Annotated in this window: 18 protein-coding genes; 4 read left to right on the top strand and 14 right to left on the bottom strand. The window is 39.5% G+C overall.

The annotated features are described in order from the left end of the window. Positions 1 to 85 precede the first annotated feature (85 nt). Both K9H14_06050 and K9H14_06045 read right to left on the bottom strand, forming a co-directional pair. Positions 86 to 1,468: an RtcB family protein gene (locus tag K9H14_06050; protein MCG9479757.1), complete on the bottom strand. Its 1,383-nt coding sequence runs from the start codon at positions 1,466 to 1,468 to the stop codon at positions 86 to 88. A gap of 79 nt (positions 1,469 to 1,547) precedes the next feature. After that, a complete protein-coding gene (locus K9H14_06045; protein MCG9479756.1) occupies positions 1,548 to 1,997 on the bottom strand; it encodes an archease in 450 nt (149 codons plus the stop codon). A gap of 95 nt (positions 1,998 to 2,092) precedes the next feature. On the opposite strand from K9H14_06045, the gene K9H14_06040 reads away from it, so the two are divergent. The 3 genes from K9H14_06040 to K9H14_06030 all read left to right on the top strand — a co-directional run bounded on the left by K9H14_06040 (position 2,093) and on the right by K9H14_06030 (position 4,620). Continuing rightward, on the top strand, positions 2,093 to 3,010 hold the full coding sequence (locus K9H14_06040; protein MCG9479755.1) for a methylenetetrahydrofolate reductase: 918 nt from the start codon (positions 2,093 to 2,095) through the stop codon (positions 3,008 to 3,010). Positions 3,011 to 3,137: 127 nt separating this feature from the next. Next, complete coding sequence (locus K9H14_06035; protein MCG9479754.1) at positions 3,138 to 3,449, top strand: hypothetical protein; 312 nt, start codon at positions 3,138 to 3,140, stop codon at positions 3,447 to 3,449. A 94-nt stretch (positions 3,450 to 3,543) separates the two neighbouring features. After that, positions 3,544 to 4,620 (top strand): DUF3048 domain-containing protein, encoded by a 1,077-nt coding sequence (locus tag K9H14_06030; GenBank protein ID MCG9479753.1) that lies wholly within the window; start codon positions 3,544 to 3,546, stop codon positions 4,618 to 4,620. A gap of 57 nt (positions 4,621 to 4,677) precedes the next feature. On the opposite strand, the gene K9H14_06025 is transcribed toward K9H14_06030, so the two are convergent. The 6 genes from K9H14_06025 to K9H14_06000 all read right to left on the bottom strand — a co-directional run bounded on the left by K9H14_06025 (position 4,678) and on the right by K9H14_06000 (position 9,571). Beyond that, positions 4,678 to 4,911, bottom strand: coding sequence for a hypothetical protein (locus K9H14_06025; protein MCG9479752.1), 234 nt, complete (start codon positions 4,909 to 4,911; stop codon positions 4,678 to 4,680). A gap of 330 nt (positions 4,912 to 5,241) precedes the next feature. Continuing rightward, positions 5,242 to 5,814 carry a rhodanese-like domain-containing protein gene (locus K9H14_06020; protein MCG9479751.1) on the bottom strand — a complete coding sequence of 191 codons (573 nt, stop codon included), beginning with the start codon at positions 5,812 to 5,814 and terminating at the stop codon, positions 5,242 to 5,244. Positions 5,815 to 6,060: 246 nt separating this feature from the next. Further along, positions 6,061 to 6,288, bottom strand: coding sequence for a DUF4795 domain-containing protein (locus tag K9H14_06015; GenBank protein MCG9479750.1), 228 nt, complete (start codon positions 6,286 to 6,288; stop codon positions 6,061 to 6,063). A 202-nt stretch (positions 6,289 to 6,490) separates the two neighbouring features. Next, complete coding sequence (locus tag K9H14_06010; protein MCG9479749.1) at positions 6,491 to 8,017, bottom strand: hypothetical protein; 1,527 nt, start codon at positions 8,015 to 8,017, stop codon at positions 6,491 to 6,493. Then, positions 8,014 to 9,450 (bottom strand): SAM-dependent methyltransferase, encoded by a 1,437-nt coding sequence (locus K9H14_06005; protein MCG9479748.1) that lies wholly within the window; start codon positions 9,448 to 9,450, stop codon positions 8,014 to 8,016. Before K9H14_06005 ends, K9H14_06010 begins: the two co-directional genes overlap by 4 nt. Beyond that, a complete protein-coding gene (locus K9H14_06000; protein MCG9479747.1) occupies positions 9,389 to 9,571 on the bottom strand; it encodes a hypothetical protein in 183 nt (60 codons plus the stop codon). Before K9H14_06000 ends, K9H14_06005 begins: the two co-directional genes overlap by 62 nt. Before the next feature lie 356 nt (positions 9,572 to 9,927). Here K9H14_06000 and K9H14_05995 point away from each other — a divergent pair, with 356 nt between their 5' ends. Continuing rightward, entirely contained in the window at positions 9,928 to 11,388 is a 1,461-nt protein-coding gene (locus K9H14_05995; protein ID MCG9479746.1) for a DUF3298 and DUF4163 domain-containing protein, read from the top strand. Positions 11,389 to 11,867: 479 nt separating this feature from the next. Here the strand turns inward: K9H14_05995 and K9H14_05990 are convergent, their stop codons facing one another. The 6 genes from K9H14_05990 to K9H14_05965 form a co-directional block, all read right to left on the bottom strand. Continuing rightward, a complete protein-coding gene (locus K9H14_05990; GenBank protein MCG9479745.1) occupies positions 11,868 to 12,077 on the bottom strand; it encodes a hypothetical protein in 210 nt (69 codons plus the stop codon). A gap of 418 nt (positions 12,078 to 12,495) precedes the next feature. After that, complete coding sequence (locus K9H14_05985; protein ID MCG9479744.1) at positions 12,496 to 12,726, bottom strand: transposase; 231 nt, start codon at positions 12,724 to 12,726, stop codon at positions 12,496 to 12,498. 61 nt (positions 12,727 to 12,787) lie between these two features. Then, on the bottom strand, positions 12,788 to 12,961 hold the full coding sequence (locus K9H14_05980) for a type II toxin-antitoxin system PemK/MazF family toxin (protein MCG9479743.1): 174 nt from the start codon (positions 12,959 to 12,961) through the stop codon (positions 12,788 to 12,790). Beyond that, entirely contained in the window at positions 12,955 to 13,197 is a 243-nt protein-coding gene (locus K9H14_05975) for an AbrB/MazE/SpoVT family DNA-binding domain-containing protein (protein MCG9479742.1), read from the bottom strand. Before K9H14_05975 ends, K9H14_05980 begins: the two co-directional genes overlap by 7 nt. Before the next feature lie 263 nt (positions 13,198 to 13,460). Next, positions 13,461 to 14,609 carry a hypothetical protein gene (locus tag K9H14_05970; GenBank protein ID MCG9479741.1) on the bottom strand — a complete coding sequence of 383 codons (1,149 nt, stop codon included), beginning with the start codon at positions 14,607 to 14,609 and terminating at the stop codon, positions 13,461 to 13,463. Between the two features lie 29 nt (positions 14,610 to 14,638). Next, entirely contained in the window at positions 14,639 to 15,706 is a 1,068-nt protein-coding gene (locus K9H14_05965) for a hypothetical protein (GenBank protein ID MCG9479740.1), read from the bottom strand. Positions 15,707 to 16,521 lie beyond the last annotated feature (815 nt).

The following is a 16,521-nucleotide window of genomic DNA, read 5'->3' as shown; positions in this document are numbered from 1 at the left end:
TAATTATAGCATTTTTTTGATTTTTTACTATTATTTTATCAATAATTAGAGGCTGGAGAATATTTTTCTATATTTGCTGATTTATTTACCCTTTTAGCACACCCAGCGGCTTTAACCGGGCCACTTTATCGGACAGACCAGCTTTCTGGGTAATATCTACCACATTTTTTACATCTTTGTAAGCCAGGGGGGCTTCCTCGGCCAGGCTGGCCATGCTGTCAGCAATAGCCACCACCCCATGTTTCTGGAGCAGGTAGTCCTTAACTTCTTGACCCCTGACGGTCTTTTTTGCCCTGGTCCGGCTCATCAATCTGCCGGCACCGTGACAGGTCGAGCTGAAGCTTTCCTGTTCTGATTTATTGGTACCGGTAAGGACATATGAATAGCGGCCCATATCGCCAGGTATTATTACCGGCTGCCCCAGGCTGCGGTAGGCAGCAGGTATATGGCTACTATTTGGACCCAGGGACCTGGTGGCGCCTTTACGGTGTACACATAACTTTAACTTTCTGCCCTCATAATAGTGATCTTCCATCTTGGCAATATTATGGGAAACATCATATATCAAATTTATGCCCAGCTTATCTGCTGATTTTTTAAAATACTGCTGTAAAGTCTGCACCACCCAGTGGCCCAGGCACTGACGGTTGGCCAGGGCATAATTTACCGCTGCAGCCATAGCTCCATAATAACTTCTGCCCTCCGGGGAATCTATGGGAGCACAGGCCAGCTGGCGGTCCGCCAGGTGTATACCGTATCTAGCCGAAGCCTGTCCCATCACTTTCAAAAAATCACTGCATACCTGATGGCCCAAACCCCGCGAACCCGAATGTATCATTACTGTTATCTGGCCAGGCTCAATACCAAAAACCCCGGCTGCCTGCTGGTTATAAATTTTTTCTACTTTCTGTATCTCTAGAAAATGATTGCCCGAGCCCAGTGTTCCCAGCTGGTCGCTTCCCCGGCGGTATGCTCTAGGAGAAACCTGGCCGGGATCTGCTTCCTCCATAAAACCATTTTCTTCCAAATATTCCTGTTCCTGATCCATGCCGTAGCCATTGGAAATTGCCCACTTGGCCCCTTTGGTAAGCACATCCTTTATCTTACTGTCAGATAGCTTTATTTTGCCGCTGCTGCCCACCCCTTTGGGTACCGCAGCCGACAGCAGTGACATCAGCTCACGGATATGCTGTTTTATATCATCGTAAAAGAGACCGGTCCGGTACAGCCTGACCCCGCAGGATATATCAAATCCAACCCCGCCGGGAGAAATCACTCCGTCCCCGCAATCCATAGCTGCTACCCCTCCAATGGGAAAGCCGTACCCGTAGTGTATGTCCGGCATAGCCAGAGAAGCGCCTACTATACCCGGCAGGGTAGCAACATTTATGACCTGATCCAGGGTTTTTTCATTAACTGCGTGCTCAATTATGTCCTCATCGGCGAATATAATGCCGTCTACCCTCATCCCCAGATCTTCATTTTTGGGTATAAGCCATTTATAATCATCTATTTTTTTTATACCGTAATCATTCACTTAAATCACCTCAGATATCAAATATTACTTTGCAATGCCACTGCTGATTTTTTACTACCTTTAGCTGGTGATAGGTAGCTGCTTTTATTCCTATGTTTATGTTATGCCTTTCTTTATCCACGGGCTCTCCCCATCCACAGGCTTTAACCAAAATTTTTTCATCCAGTCCAATGTTTTCAATTTCAAAGCGGCAGAACAACATTTTGTCAGCCTCAAACCTGTAAATCAACTCCTGCAGCCAGCTTATGACTGCATCTTCATAGCTGCCTCCAGGTTCTTCCTCTAGGGTAATGTCTACCTTAAATTTGGGATTTACCTTATCAATATCTGTAATGGCTGAAAACATACCCGTACCTATACTGGCAAACAGCTCTTCGGGGTTTTCTCCCCAGGCTTCCACTGCCATATCCGATAAATTTTCCACCAGACGATAACTCTTTTTTATAGATTTATGGTTCAATAGTATCCCTCCTTCCTTTATATTAGACTTCAATTTGTAAAAAGAAAATAATTCAATTAGAATTATCACAACTATCTTACTTTATTGGAGGATATATGGCAGAAAATAATAAAGATAAAAAGGGTTCCTTCCAGAAATCGCTTGAAGAAGGCAAATTTACCATTACCTGTGAAATTGGCCCCCCCAAAGGAGTTAATACCGGAGAGATTACCGAAACCGGAAACCTGCTTAAAGGTTTGGTGGACGGCATAAACGTTACTGATCTGCAGAGCTCTGTTATGAGGCTGGGATCTCTGGTTACCTGTCACCTTCTAAAAGAGATGGATCTGGATCCCATATTTCAGATGACCTGCAGGGACCGGAACCGGCTGGCTCTCCAGTCTGACCTGTTGAGTGCCTATGTATTGGGGATAAGAAATGTTTTAGCCCTTACCGGCGACCATGTTTCAGTGGGTGACCACCCGGGGGCAAAACCTGTAAACGACCTGGATTCTGTATCCCTTTTGTGGGCCATAAAAAGGCTGGAGGAAGGATATGATGTTGCCGGCAACCAGCTGGACGGAAAACCTTCTTTTTTTAAGGGAGCAGTGGTAAACCCGGGCGCAGATACCCATGAGGCAATGGAGCTTCAGCTTATAAAAATGCAGAAGAAAATCGAGATGGGGGCCCAATTTTTCCAGACTCAGGCCATATTTGACGCCAGGGTATTTGAAAGCTTTATGGAGAGGGTAAGCAAGCTGAACATAAAGGTTCCAGTGCTGGCCGGAGTCATATTGCTTAAATCAGACAAAATGGCCAATTACATGAATAAGTTTGTTCCCGGCATCTATGTTCCCAAGCCAATCATGGACCGTATGGCCAAATCCGAAGACAGGGTAAATACCTGTCTGGAAATCCTGGTTGAGCTCATAAATAAGGTTAAGCCTTTCTGTGCCGGAGTGCATATACAGGCTCTGGGATGGGAAAAACATGTGCCCAGACTGATAGAAATGCTTGATCTGGAAAAAAAATAATATTTTTCCTTGAATTATATTTTTTTTATTGTACAATGACATCAATTCATTTCCCCTTCGAGCGGTTTTTTAATTAAAACCGCTCATTTTTTTTGCTTTGTTTCAGTTTTAAATATATTATTAGTGTATGGATGAAAAAATAAAAAAAGCTATAAAAAACAAAATAAAGGAAGCAGACAAATTAAAAAGTTTCGATTCCCGGCATCCTCGGTTTAAAACCTGGCATGCGGCCACCATGAGTCTTCTAAAAACCCTGCCTCCCGAACCGGGAAACAAGATAGGCCAGTTTAAGAAACTAAGCTTTGAAGACACCAAATACCACCGGGGCAGGAACCTTTATGATCCAGCACAGAACCAGAAATATCTGGATGACCTTTCTGCTGCCGCCGCAATTCTGAAAGAATTAATACCCAAAAAAGAAAAAAAGGACAGCCAGTAAGCAGACCTTTAATTTATTTCCTGGGTTTACAACATTTTTTGAGTATGACATAATTTTGTTCATTTATATTAAACAAGGAGGCTTTATGCACACTATGCCCCGATTACTGAAACATTCTGTATGGGTTGTTGCTATACTTTGCCTTACATTTATTTTTCTGACGGCCTATGGCTGCAGCAGCCAGGAAACAGTTTCCAGGCAAACTGGCAGGCCTCCTGCCTTTTATCCTGGAGTTATTGAATCAGAAGAAAACCCGGATACAAACCAGCAAGCCTCTGCTGCGGGCGGCAGGCCCATTGCAGTAATGGTGGAAAACAGTTTTGCCGCCAGGCCCCAATCAGGCCTCAATCTGGCAGATGTGGTTTTTGAGGTGGTAGATGAATATGGCATTACCCGGTTTGTAGCCATATATTCTTCCAATGACGCCCCCATGGTAGGCCCGGTCAGGAGCGCCAGGCCTTATTATGCAGAGATGGCTAAAAGTTTTAATCCCGTATATGCCTTCTTTGGAACCTATCCTGAATGTTACGGATATATACAGAACCTGGGTTTGCAGGTTTTAAGTGCCATGACTGACCGGTCCGGCAACAGCAGTATAACCGCACAGGCTCCCTACTGGAGGGACTGGACCCGGAATTCAGCCCAGGAACATACCGCTTTTATGTCAGTAGCCCAGCTCCGGCAGAAGGCTGCCCAGCTTGGTTATCCTCTTGCTGGTGGTTTACCGTTTCCCTATAAGAGTGACCCTCCCCCGGCACAAAGAGGCAGTGTATCCAATATAACGGTTAGTTTTGCCACCCATGCTTATGCCCCCAGAGGATTTGATTTAAAGTATACCTATAACCGGGACCTTAATACTTATTTCAGGTTTATGGGCGGATATCCCCACATAGATTTTAATACAGGCGCCCAGATTACCGCTAAAAATGTGGTAGTAATGGTTACCGATATTACCGGCCCCCTGGACCAGTACGGGCATATGGATGTCAGAACAGTGGGAACAGGCACTGCTTTTATATTCCAGGACGGCAAAGCCATAAGAGGCACCTGGGAAAGGTCTGATGTTGGCCAGCCATTTACCTATAAAGATGGCAGCGGGCGTATAGTAAGTTTAACTGGAGGAGCTACCTGGGTAGCAATGGTGCAGGGAGAAGATAAAGTCTCCTATTAATTGATAGACCAGCCAGGGGTAAAACTCTGGCTGTTTTTATTAATTATTGCCAGGTTATTATTTATTTTTCCTTCCTTCAAATTCCCCCGCTATGAGGTATATTACACCTGTCGCCAGGGAGATTATGGAAATAACCAATAAAGCATTACCGGTATATTGAAGCATGCTTTCAAATAATTCCTTATTCCAGCTGGTAATTCCATTGGCAAAGATAGCCGCTGTTATGTACCTGGCTGAAAACAAGAAAGAGGATATAAAACAAAAAATTACTCCTGTAAACCTTCTATTCATCTTTTCTCCTTTCTATTGCTTCTGGCCATTTATGTTTATATACGCCTTTTGCTTATTGCTTAAACTGGAACAAAAAAAGTAAATAAAGCCACCCAAACTAAAGATAAACCTATTAACTGCAAATTTTTTCCAGTAAATACTGATTACACAATTTTATAACATTATGCCTAAATTATTTAAAGGTCGCTGGTGCTCCATTCTGGTACTGGTCCTGATTTTTTATAACATTTAGCTTAAGATTAAGCATGCAAGATAAAATTCCACTAATCCGGATAGTTGCATACAATACAACCATTAGTTGTCAGTATTAATTTATAAAAAACTGCAGCCTCAGTTAAAAACGATAGGATAATCCTTTGCAATCCAGTCCCTTATCCCGCCCATGTCATAAACTTCTTTAAAATCATTGTTTATAAGTATTTCAGCTGCCCTGGCGCTTCTGTTTCCGCTTCTGCAGTATACCACTATTGGTTTATTTTGGGGCAATTCATCCAACCTCTGGTCCAGTTCATTTACCGGTACAAGGTAGGCTCCTTCAAGGTGGCCGTAATCATATTCTTCCTGCGTTCTTACATCCAGCAGAAAATACCGGGGCTGTTCTTCCTGCATATCCTCATATACTTCTTTAACGCTTATCCTTACTACTTCCACAGGTTTTTGGTCATTTAATATTTCTGAGCTCCCGGCTTCCTCCATGTTTTGTTCCTGGTCCGAAACAGCATCCTCTGCTTCCGTTGCTGTTTCCATATCCGGTGCTGGTTGATCCATGGTTTCTTCTTCGGTAATATCTTCTGCGGCAACTTCACTAGCAGTGCCAGTTAAGCTGCTGTCATCATCTTTATTGCAGGCAGAAATAGATACACAAATTGCAACTAGAATTAAAATAATAAATATTTTTTTCATAGTGTTCCTTGTTAAAAATTTGGCCCCAATTATACTGCAAACCTGTATATGGACATAATCAGGAAAAATTCAGCTCTCAGTCTCTATCCCCTTCTAATAATGGTATTTGATTAAAAAACGGGTTCAGGTTAAAGGGTTTTTACCAGCCAATTTCAACTAATATAATTTCTTAGCCAAGAACAAGATTCGTGGAAGCATGGCCATAACATGGTTTTAACCTCATGGAGCTGGGACCCGACTGGCTCCCTATAACCTATGAGGGGGTATATTGGACCGGTCAGATTTGCTCATGCTGTTTATTTTTTCTTTTGCTTCCACAATCTTGCCCTGCAGCTGGTCTATCTTGTTTTCACAGTCTGTTTTAACATTTTCATCCGAGGTCTCGTCTAATTCACATCTCAAATTATTAATTTCTGACTCCCAACCCTCGATTTGTCCGTTTAATTTTCCGATTAAATATCCTTCTTTGGACATATTACCTCCAGTAGTTAAAAGTTATATAAATCTTAGTATATATTTTACCTAACCAGGCACAGAAAGACTACAACCCAAATATTAGTTTAATTCTGTTACAGGCAGACCACTACCGGGGATGGCTGAATTTAAAAAAGGAATAAATAATTATTATCTTCCAAACAAGCCTAATTTATTTAAACCCCAGGATTTGGTTATGGGTCTATTTATAGGTCACTGTATCGGTTATATCGGTAAATCTATATGGCTCTACCTCAAATGAATTATAGCTTCTGTCCTCCAGCAGGGGGAAACTAGTACCGAAATAGGTGTTAAACACCACCCTGAATGAATTAACCGGAGTAATAGACCTGTATAGCAAATCATTTTCTTGCTGGGGCATATAATAGGCATTAAATATTCTCATCCCTTCCCTGAACATGGAATCACTGGGGTACTGGTCGGGTATAAAAGTATTTCTAGGCCCATGGTCTGCCTGCAGGATTATTATAGGAGGGGTTTCTGATTGAGCTGTTACCCTGTCCACAAAAGCTTTTACCTCCTCGTTCAGATAGATAAGCTGGTCCAGGTAGTAATCTTTCTGGTCTTGACCCCATATATCCATATCAAAGTCGGTTTCAGGAACCGGACCTCCCTGCCGGTTAAATATATAGGGCGGGTGGGGGCAAACAATATGGGCAAAAACAAAATTACTGCCTTCCATCCCCGGGACCCGGGCCAGCTGTTCAAAATTATTGATTACCCTCATCCTGGCGATGTCTTTGAAGAAATTTTTTTCAAAGACAGTAAGGGCGGTGGTCTGTATGAGCAGGGTTTGAAACTCGCTCCATCTGCTCTGGGATACGGACACATTTTCATCAGCATACTGATTATAATTGGTTGGTCCCCATCCGGAGCTAAAATGGATGTACCTGTAGCCATGAGATTTAAAAAATTCAACCACCTTGTTTTGCTCAATCATGGCATAAGGAAGTGACCGGTCATTGGAGCCCTGGCCTAACCGGTCACTTAAATAATTTATATACTCCATATTCAATGAAGAAGCCAGGGACAAGAACGAGCTGGGGTAATTGCTTACACTCTCTGAAGCAATATAGAATCCCTTTTGCTCCAGGTGGTGGATAAACTCACTATTATCATATCCATACTCATCTTTCAGGGTGGTAGAGCTAGCATAACCATCCAGTATAATATAGTATACATCCATGCCGGCATGGGTATCTGCCCCTTCAAGCATATCAGGAGAATAGGAAGCCACGTTCCAGTCAGTATCCCCGGCATTGATCTTAAATATGGAAATATTTACAACCGATACCGCTATCAAGCATACCGCAACTATGTTCAGGACCCTGGTAAGGTTTTTAAGGTCTACCCTGGTTCGAACTATTAAAAAAATCACTACCAGCAATAACAGAATCCATATAAGAACCAGGTATCTGTGTCTACCTACAACCAGCCCCAGCAACTGTTTTCCTCCCACCATATTATAAATATGGCCATAAGAGAAAAACAGGATTACCGCTATGGTGGCGGTAATTCCTGCCTTGTTTATGTTTCTTTTAAACAGTAGCCACAATGCTGCCAAAATTAAGGCTACCATTGCCATGGCTATGCCCGAAGGAATTAATATTTCTCCCAGGGCCACCTGACCCATATTTTGAGAATACAGAAAAAGGATTGGAAACAGACCAAATAAAAAAGGGTGAAGTGGCCATGGTTTTTTGCTCATTTCTGGCCTTCCCTTTTTTCCATAAGATATAGGGTTCTTTTGGAATCAGTAACCGATTCTACTTTTTGAATTTTAAAATAATGGCTGAATTCCTGTTCAAATGCCTGTTGGTGATAATCAGTAAAAATATCTTTCCGGGTAGCTAAAAGCCTTTGTACTTGAGAATCATCCTTGGGAATAAATTCAATAATAAGATAACGGCAGCAATGACTGAAAAATGATGCGATCTTGCCCAGGGGCAGATTATTGGAGATAGCCAGATGATGAATTAGAGCCAGAGCCAGCACAGTATCTGCCGGCCCCCTGGTGATCAGGGGTTTTCTCTCTTCATTTTTCCATCCTATCCCGGGAGAAGGATTGGATAAGTCCATTATCAGGGGCAGTATAAAATCTTCATTGCTCTGTTTACCCCTGCTGTAATTTTTTTCCACCGCCCCGTAATCAATATCCATGGATAAAGTATAAATTTTCTGGTTGCTGCCAATCCGGCTAAATAAACCGTCATTAGCGCCAAAATCCCAGAGTATGCCGGTATTGGTTGTGGCGAGCATTTCCTCAACAATTTTGTGTTTATGGTTAAAGGCTTTTTCTGAATAATTAGTATCCTGGTAATATTGGGCCCATTCAGTGCCCAATCCCCTGACCTGCATTCTTTCTACCAGTGTCTGCAGGCTGTCAATTAGGCCCATGAAAGCCATTCTGCTTATTTTTCGTTTGCCCACCTCAATTTTTTTACCACCAAAATGTTTCTGGCTTTTAGAATGCAGGTGTATATGTGAAAGAAGTGAAAAATTTAACCTGGTGGTAAAGGGCAAAAGTGAGCTGGCCAGGTCCAGGGGGATTCCGTCCAGATAAACCCTCAGCAGCTTGTTTAACCTTACATCTTTATAGGACATAAGCGCTAAAGTAGCTATAAAATGCTGGCAGGCCTGCATGTAGGGAACCCATATCTGCCCCGGTGTATACTTTCCAAAAGACAGGGTGTCTATAAAAACAGGTTTACACCCCCTAAACTGTATATTGTAGGCACTGCAGTCCTTAAGGGTCATGCCGTAATCCATGGCTGTTTTCTGTATACTAAAGGTGGTAACAGCTGCATCCTTTAGCTGACCAAAACACCATTCATAAGGATAGGATACAAAAGGAATGGGCTCCGGCTCTATTATCTTATAGGCTGCCTGGGGTTTTGGGGCTTCTATGTCCACTTCCCGGTGAGAGATCATCAAACCCAGTCCGGTAAGCCGGCCGTAAAGGCCTGACTCCATCAGCAAATCATAGTTCGGCTTGTAGATGTTATTTATTTGGCGGTAGATTTTTCCATTATGTGTAAATAGAAACCCGCTGGGATCCCTGAAAGATGCAGGATCTATTTTACTGTTTGGGAGGCTGGTCACCTTTCTTTTCCCCTGTAGAAGATTTACTAAAGAAAGCATATATTCTTCGCCAGAATATTTTTATCCCGAATGCTCCGCCAATAAAGACGGCAATTAAAATCTGGATTACATAGCTTCCGCTGCCTGCATCCAGATAAGCATATACCGGATTGGGTGCTATAAGGTAAAACAGGATAAAAGCAGAAGTTGTATACAAAAAAGATTTTAAGTATTTCATGGGCAATCTTTCTTTTAAAAATATACTATTCTTGCCTACACTGTTTTATTCCAATATATTATGGACCATGTTTGGTTATCATAATAAACTATATTTTTCATTTAGAAAACTTTTTTAAGTTATTTTAACCTTATCTTCCCCTTCAGGCTCAAGATTATCCAGATGCTTGGAAGGCAAAGGTGGTTTTTAGCCTTTAAATGAGCTGATCTAAGTTATATCCTTAAAAAATGGTTTAATTTTTATCTTTTTATTATAGCCTTTTGTTAATAAATAATTGACTAACAACATAGTTGATAAGAATGGGCAAAAGAATCTTAACCAATGCAGCTGCATTACTGGCAGTATTGATAGTAGCTGCTAGTGGCTGTGCCGGTTATAGTAATATTGAACCAGCTGATACGCCTGCACAAATACCAGAAACTGAAAATAAGGCCCGGGGCCAGGAGGCTGAAACCGAACCATCCTCGCCGGAGGGATCAGCTGCCGCGCAGGAAACTTCCAGTGATGTAATGTACTTTTCAGATGATGCAGATTTTATATTTGTTTACCCCCTGGACCGGACCATATTATCCTCCAGCCTCTATGTTACCAATCCTTATGCAAAGCTTAACCTGGTGGTGCAGGTACAGAAAATAGAAAATCTTACAGCTGGTGGTAAAGGGGGAAAGCTGCAACAGGAACAGTGCCTTCAGGAAAATGACCAGGCCTATGAGCCTTCCCTAAGAACTTATGAAATAGATAATATAAAGATAAAGGAATACATGACTTTGTCCAGGGGAAACCCCTGCAATATAGTCTTTGAAAGACATACTGTTTTTTACAATCAAGGCTGCCGGGTTGAAATTATTCTATCCGCAGACAAAGACAGCATTATCAGCTCTATGGAAGAATATTTTAATTATGATAACCAGGATTGCGGTACCAATCCTGTATGGGATCTGGAGAAACAACAGGATTTTTACCAGAATGTGGTAGAGGGCCGGGCCTCTGGACCCGCGCAGGAATGGAATGATTCTTTTGATTTAATAATAGATTCTTTAAAAATAAATGATTATGGTACAGATTTTTCCGGTAACCGCCTGGTTGTAGGACATAATATCTTTAAACAGGATAATCAGTTTCCCTACCAGATTACAGCAGCTTATCCTGAGCTGCAAACTAACGGTAATAATACTAAGGGATTAAATGACTTAATTGTAAAGGATAATATTGATCCTATGATATCTGATTTTGAAGATATGATTGAGCAAACTGAAGATATGGAAACCGTAAACCAGTCAGTAGGTTATATGCCGTCTGTTGACTACTCATTATTTGAATATGAAGATAATTTTGTTTCCCTCCTTTTCTATATATACCCCTATACCGGGGGTGCCCATGGAATGCAGCATTTTCAGGCCATAAATTACAGTTTCAACCATAATAGCATAATTGATTTGGAACATATTTTCATGGCTGATTTCAACTATCTTGAGTTTCTGTCAGAATATTGTTTTGAGGATTTGAAAGAGAAAATGCAGATTGGCCAACAGGGCTTGGAGCCGGAGATTGAATGGAAAAAAAGCGGAACTGCTCCTACCAAAGAAAATTTCTCCCAGGTTTTAATTACTAAAGAAGGGCCGCTGGTCAATTTTCTACCTTACCAGGTAACTCCCTATGCTGCAGGAGATTTTACTGTAACTATTCCTTACCGCCAGTTTGAATCACATGTTGACAAGCAGGGTATCGCCGGCAAAATATTTACTTTATCCCGCCAGTAAGGGATTCTTGACCAAATAATTTATGTTTCCGATTTTTCTTTTTTATCTACTTTTTAACAATGACTTTTACTTTCCTGGTACCAAATCCATTGTGGATCTGTGCCATAGCCTCTGACCTTTCTGTTTTTGGTCTGATTATAGCCTGAGGTGTGCACTTTTAAATTTTAAATCCTAATATAAGTGTGCACTTTTAAAACTTAGATGACACTGGTGATTTTCCTCTTGACAAGTACCTTACACTTGAGGTATATTTAACATGCCTTGAAAAAGAAGGCAACCTTTGATAGTAGTTTTTTTTACAAACGAAAGGCCGTAAAAATGAGTTACTTTCGGAGAGATCCTTAGAAAAGTTTCAAGGAAAGACCCCAGGGTATTAAGTAGCCTAAAGTGTTAAAGCAAAGGCAAAAGATTCGCTGGGGTTTTTTGATGCACCAAAACTCTTATTAAACTTAAAAACCCAGCTTTAATTAGGGCCTTTGTTATTTATAATCCCTAAGATAGGCTCGTGCTAATTTCTCATTTGAAATATTTAGAATAGGCTTGCCGTTTATATAAGCAGTAAAGCTCCAATCATCGGTAGTATTGCCCACTTCTGTAATTTTTATGTTGTATCCCTTAAATAAGTTTTCAAGTTTTTGCTCCTGCCCTTCCCTGACTACTATAACTCCGGCCAGTGATTCACTAAACAACTTATAATCTATTCTACCCCTTGACAGGTCTGCTATGATGATTATAGAAAGTAAAAGTTAGGTAGCTTTAAAAGGCAATGAAATTTATAGACGAAAGAAAGTAAATAGTAATTAGCATCTTTTAAAGATTTACCGCACAACTTTTACTCTCTGGGTCCCAATGTGTTGATTAGCCTAACGTGTGAAAGCTAAGGCAAAAGATTCGTTGGGGCCTTTTTATTTCTGGTTACCCCACCGGTAATTAGGGAGGATTCATTGAAGCAATACCCTTTCCTTTAAGTGTTAAAAAAGACCCCACTGCATATGTTAAGCTGGATATGGTCCTCTCGTTTAGAAACTACCATTTACGGGTTAGGGTGTTATACGGTTGTTGGTGAAGAGCCGATAATTTAAAGTATGATGGTTCCCCTGAGCAAATTTAATATCTTAAAATGATCCATATCATTAGCAATATCCATAGCTGTTTGCCATTTCTATGTCCTTGCCGCACGTCAGTCCTTTCATATTTTTTAGCGCCTAGGTGGTCTTCCATCTCTTCTTCCAGTAGGTTCTGGCAAAAGTCTTGAATAATATTTCTTAAAATATCCTTCTCATCTACCAGTGCATCTTGAAACTTTTTCTCTTTAGCATTATTGTTGTAATTGTCCATCACTTCTCCTTTTTATTTGTTTATAGTTAGCATAATATTTTGGAGAGTGATGGACATTATGTTAAAGACCGGTTATCAAATTACAGAAAAAATTATACATAATCATAATTATAGTACTAATATTTAAATTCATCTCAATAGGCGATAAAATAACGCAAGGCCTAACCTTTTTTATTTCATGGCCTTTGGTTGTATTGAGGTCTACCCAAAAAATATCGTATTGGCGAATTACCATTCCCAGTCCTTATCAAAATCATTTCCTTCACTAATTAGAAGATTGTCTTCACTTGCTTGTTGCATTTTCTTAAAACTAGATTCCCATCCTTTTCTTTTTTCCTTAACAGCTTCAACAATTAATTTTTTATCTGCTACTTTTATTACTATCTCATTGCCTAGTTCGCACTCCTTAATTATATGAGAGTTTATTCTTATTCCCCAAGAATTGCCTATCTTAATTAATTTTGACTTCATAACTTCTCCAATATATTGTAATAATATTGCAATTACAATATAGATATAGCCATATGAAATTGCAAGTTGTTATTGGGCTGCCATGGTTGTTGGTGAAGAGCCTAAAAGTTGGCTGACCATAGCGTACGGTGTTAGGACTGTAATTACAACTTCAGATAAGATTATTTTTATACCTGAGCTGAGTTTTCAGACTTAATAGGTATTTACCCTACCTTGTTACTCACTATTTATTTTTTACAGATAAAAGTTTCTATATACAATTATTACCAGTCAGGCCACTCACATGCATCTATTGTAAAATCGGTTATGTTTGTAATATCAGATCCATCAGTATTTATTGTAATAAGGTTAAACCCGGATACAGGCTCTTCCTGGCATCCTCCACAAAATACAATCTTTTTTCCATCTGGAGATACTCTTGGCCGGTAATCTGCAGCTACACCATTGCCATATAGATCAGTTAACTGCATAAGCCCTAAATCATCATATTTATCGTTCTCATCTGCGGTCAGGTTGTGTATAAGCTTATAATAATCTATCTTCCAAACTTCAACATGTCTTGACTGGTTTGAAAGAAAATACATTATTTTGCCGTCGGGTGACCAGCCAGGATGAGAAAAGTGTGCTTTTGGATTTTCAGGAGCCGGAATTTTTACAATCTCTGTTCCATCACTTTTTACTACAATAATTCTTGCACCTATTCCTTCTTCTGATGAATTATATGTATAGGCTATTGTATCTTCTACAGGAGAGAAGCTTGGCCATACCACAGTATCTTTACCTTCTACAAAAGTCAGCTGCTTTTGGCTTTTTCCATAAATATCTATAACAGATAGATTTGGTGTGCTGTCAATATAGGATATATATGCAATAAGTTTTCCATCAGGTGACCAGGTTGGAAACTTGTCCCGGCCTTCTCCAAATGTAAGCTGCTTGTTTGCACTGCCATCAGCTGTCATTATAAAAATCTTCTCTGTATCTCCTAAATTTGCAGAATAGGCTATCCTTGAGTATTCAGGTGACCACACAGGGTGCCACATCCAATCACCAAAAAATGCAATTTTTGTCATCTCTGAGCCATCAGAATTTATTGTATAAAGATAATAATCCCCATTTTCTTCAGTCTCTTCAGGTTCTGAGCAAAATATAATTTTACCAATATTTTCAGGGCTTCCCTCTTGGGGAGGATTGTATAATTTTTCAAATGTTTCCTCATCTTCAGGTGATAAACTATCCTGGATATCTTCTTTATTTGATTCCTGGGCCTGGGTACTATCTTTACTGCTCTCTACTGTAAATTGCCCACCTTCCTTTGTTTCAGTAACACCTTTTTTTATGTTACAAGCATTCAACAACAATAAAAGTGAAATTATGAGAGTTATTACAAGCATAATAAATATTGCTCTTTTCATAAAATTCTTTCCCCTCGTATAAATTAAAACTATTCAATTGCAAAAACAGAAATACCTTTTTCTCCCACGGCATAAATATAGCCTTCATAAATGCAGACATCATTTGTCTTTCCTGTATCGAAAGTATTTATAAGAATGGGTCTTGTAATCTCTGTAATGTCAAGCTGAACAAGTCCCAGATTATAATCTGCTGCAAACGCAGTGTTTCCCGATGAAGTTATGCTTACCACATTTTTTAAACCATCATAATTTCCGGCAATCAAAGGTTTTGAAATATCAGAAACATCTATTACCTGGATGCTTTTATAATCAGCAACCATTACATATGATTTGTCTTCATTTCTTTCTATTATGCATAATCCTTTTGCCATACCGGTTGTACGGATCTCTGAGACAAGCCCGGGATTATTTAAATCTTTTATATCAACCAATATAAAACCTGCCCTGTAATCTGCAAGAAAAGCTGTGTCTCCATCAATACCAACATCATCTATTGACCCCTGGTAGGTTGAGCCAAACTTGCTTATTAATCTGGGACTGTAAGGCATGCTTATATCTATAATCTTAAAACCTCCCACGCCATCTGCAAGAAATAATATGTCATCTTTTATCTGCATTCTTTTCGCATAATCAGAGGAAAAATCGTCTTGTTTAAAGGTTGATAATACCTTCATATTTTTAATATCAGAAATATCTATAATATTCAAACCCTCATACCCGCATGCAACGTAGGCAAATTTACCCAATACAAAAACATCCATGCCGTCTCCAGGAAGCTCAATTTCTGAAATTTTTATGGGATTTAACCTATCCGAAATATCATAGACATAAAGCCCCTTCATGTAATCAGCTACAAATGCATAATCACCATCAATGTAAATACCATTTGCTTCATCCTGGGGAAGTGGCACACCTTCCTGATCATTTTTATTATTGCCAATAGAGTCAGCGGACGCTGCCTGGTCTTTTGAAACCGAAGATTCAATTCTGTCAGATGCATTTGAGGAGGTGTTTGAGCACCCAATAACATATAAAAGGATGATCATTAAAAGAAGAAAAAACAAGACAATATGAATTTTTTTTGATACTTTTTTCATTTCACTTTTGTTTTATTAAATTTTATTAGAAATAATTATATATTATTTGTATGGCTTTATTCCAATAGAAGATGATTTTTATTATTATTTTAAATAAACAGTAAAAGAGCGTCGCATCTGCAGCACTTCCAGTATAATATATTGAAAAATGTCAAAAAATAACATTCGGTGATTAAAAGTTTCTTATTATATTACAAGAGGAAAAAGAGGTTAAATTTTTTGCGATAGAGTTCCGATTTCAGGCATATTAGGAGGTATTGGCAGGACATTATTCCTATAGCCCATGACATGGATATCTGGAAGTGGCCGCCCCAATTAGTGTAATAGCAAGAACTTTTAAAATTAAAATAAAAATTGAATATTAATTGTCTTAGAGGTGGCTGGGGACTGTGGGCAGAGTTAGAACCAGATTATTGGGATTAAGTGAGGATATTTTTATACCAGATTTGAGTTTCTGATTTCCGCTATTCTTTCAGGAAATTTAAAATAATTTGATATTCACCATATCAGTATTATAATTATACTAAATAATACCAATCACCGAATTTAATAAAAAAACAATTTAGTAGCATTAAGGCTTTTCTTATTATAATTGGTCGCCAATTGTATAGTAAAAGTTTAGCTAATAGCGAAACCGACTAAATATAGTCGGTTTTTTTATTTTAGTATTAAAACATATAGGGCTTCACGAAATTAAAAATTCGGGAGAAAGCTTTTAACAAACCGAATTTTACCTGAGTTCTTTGACAAATGAGGAAAAATAAGCAACAGCTAACACTGTAATATGGGAGATGGTGCATAGATTTGCAGTAGCG

The organism is Actinomycetes bacterium (genome assembly GCA_022396035.1).
Taxonomy (GTDB): domain Bacteria; phylum Actinomycetota; class Humimicrobiia; order Humimicrobiales; family Humimicrobiaceae; genus Halolacustris.
The sequence above is the reverse complement of the archived record's forward strand: the minus strand, read 5'-3'. Positions and strand labels throughout refer to the sequence as shown.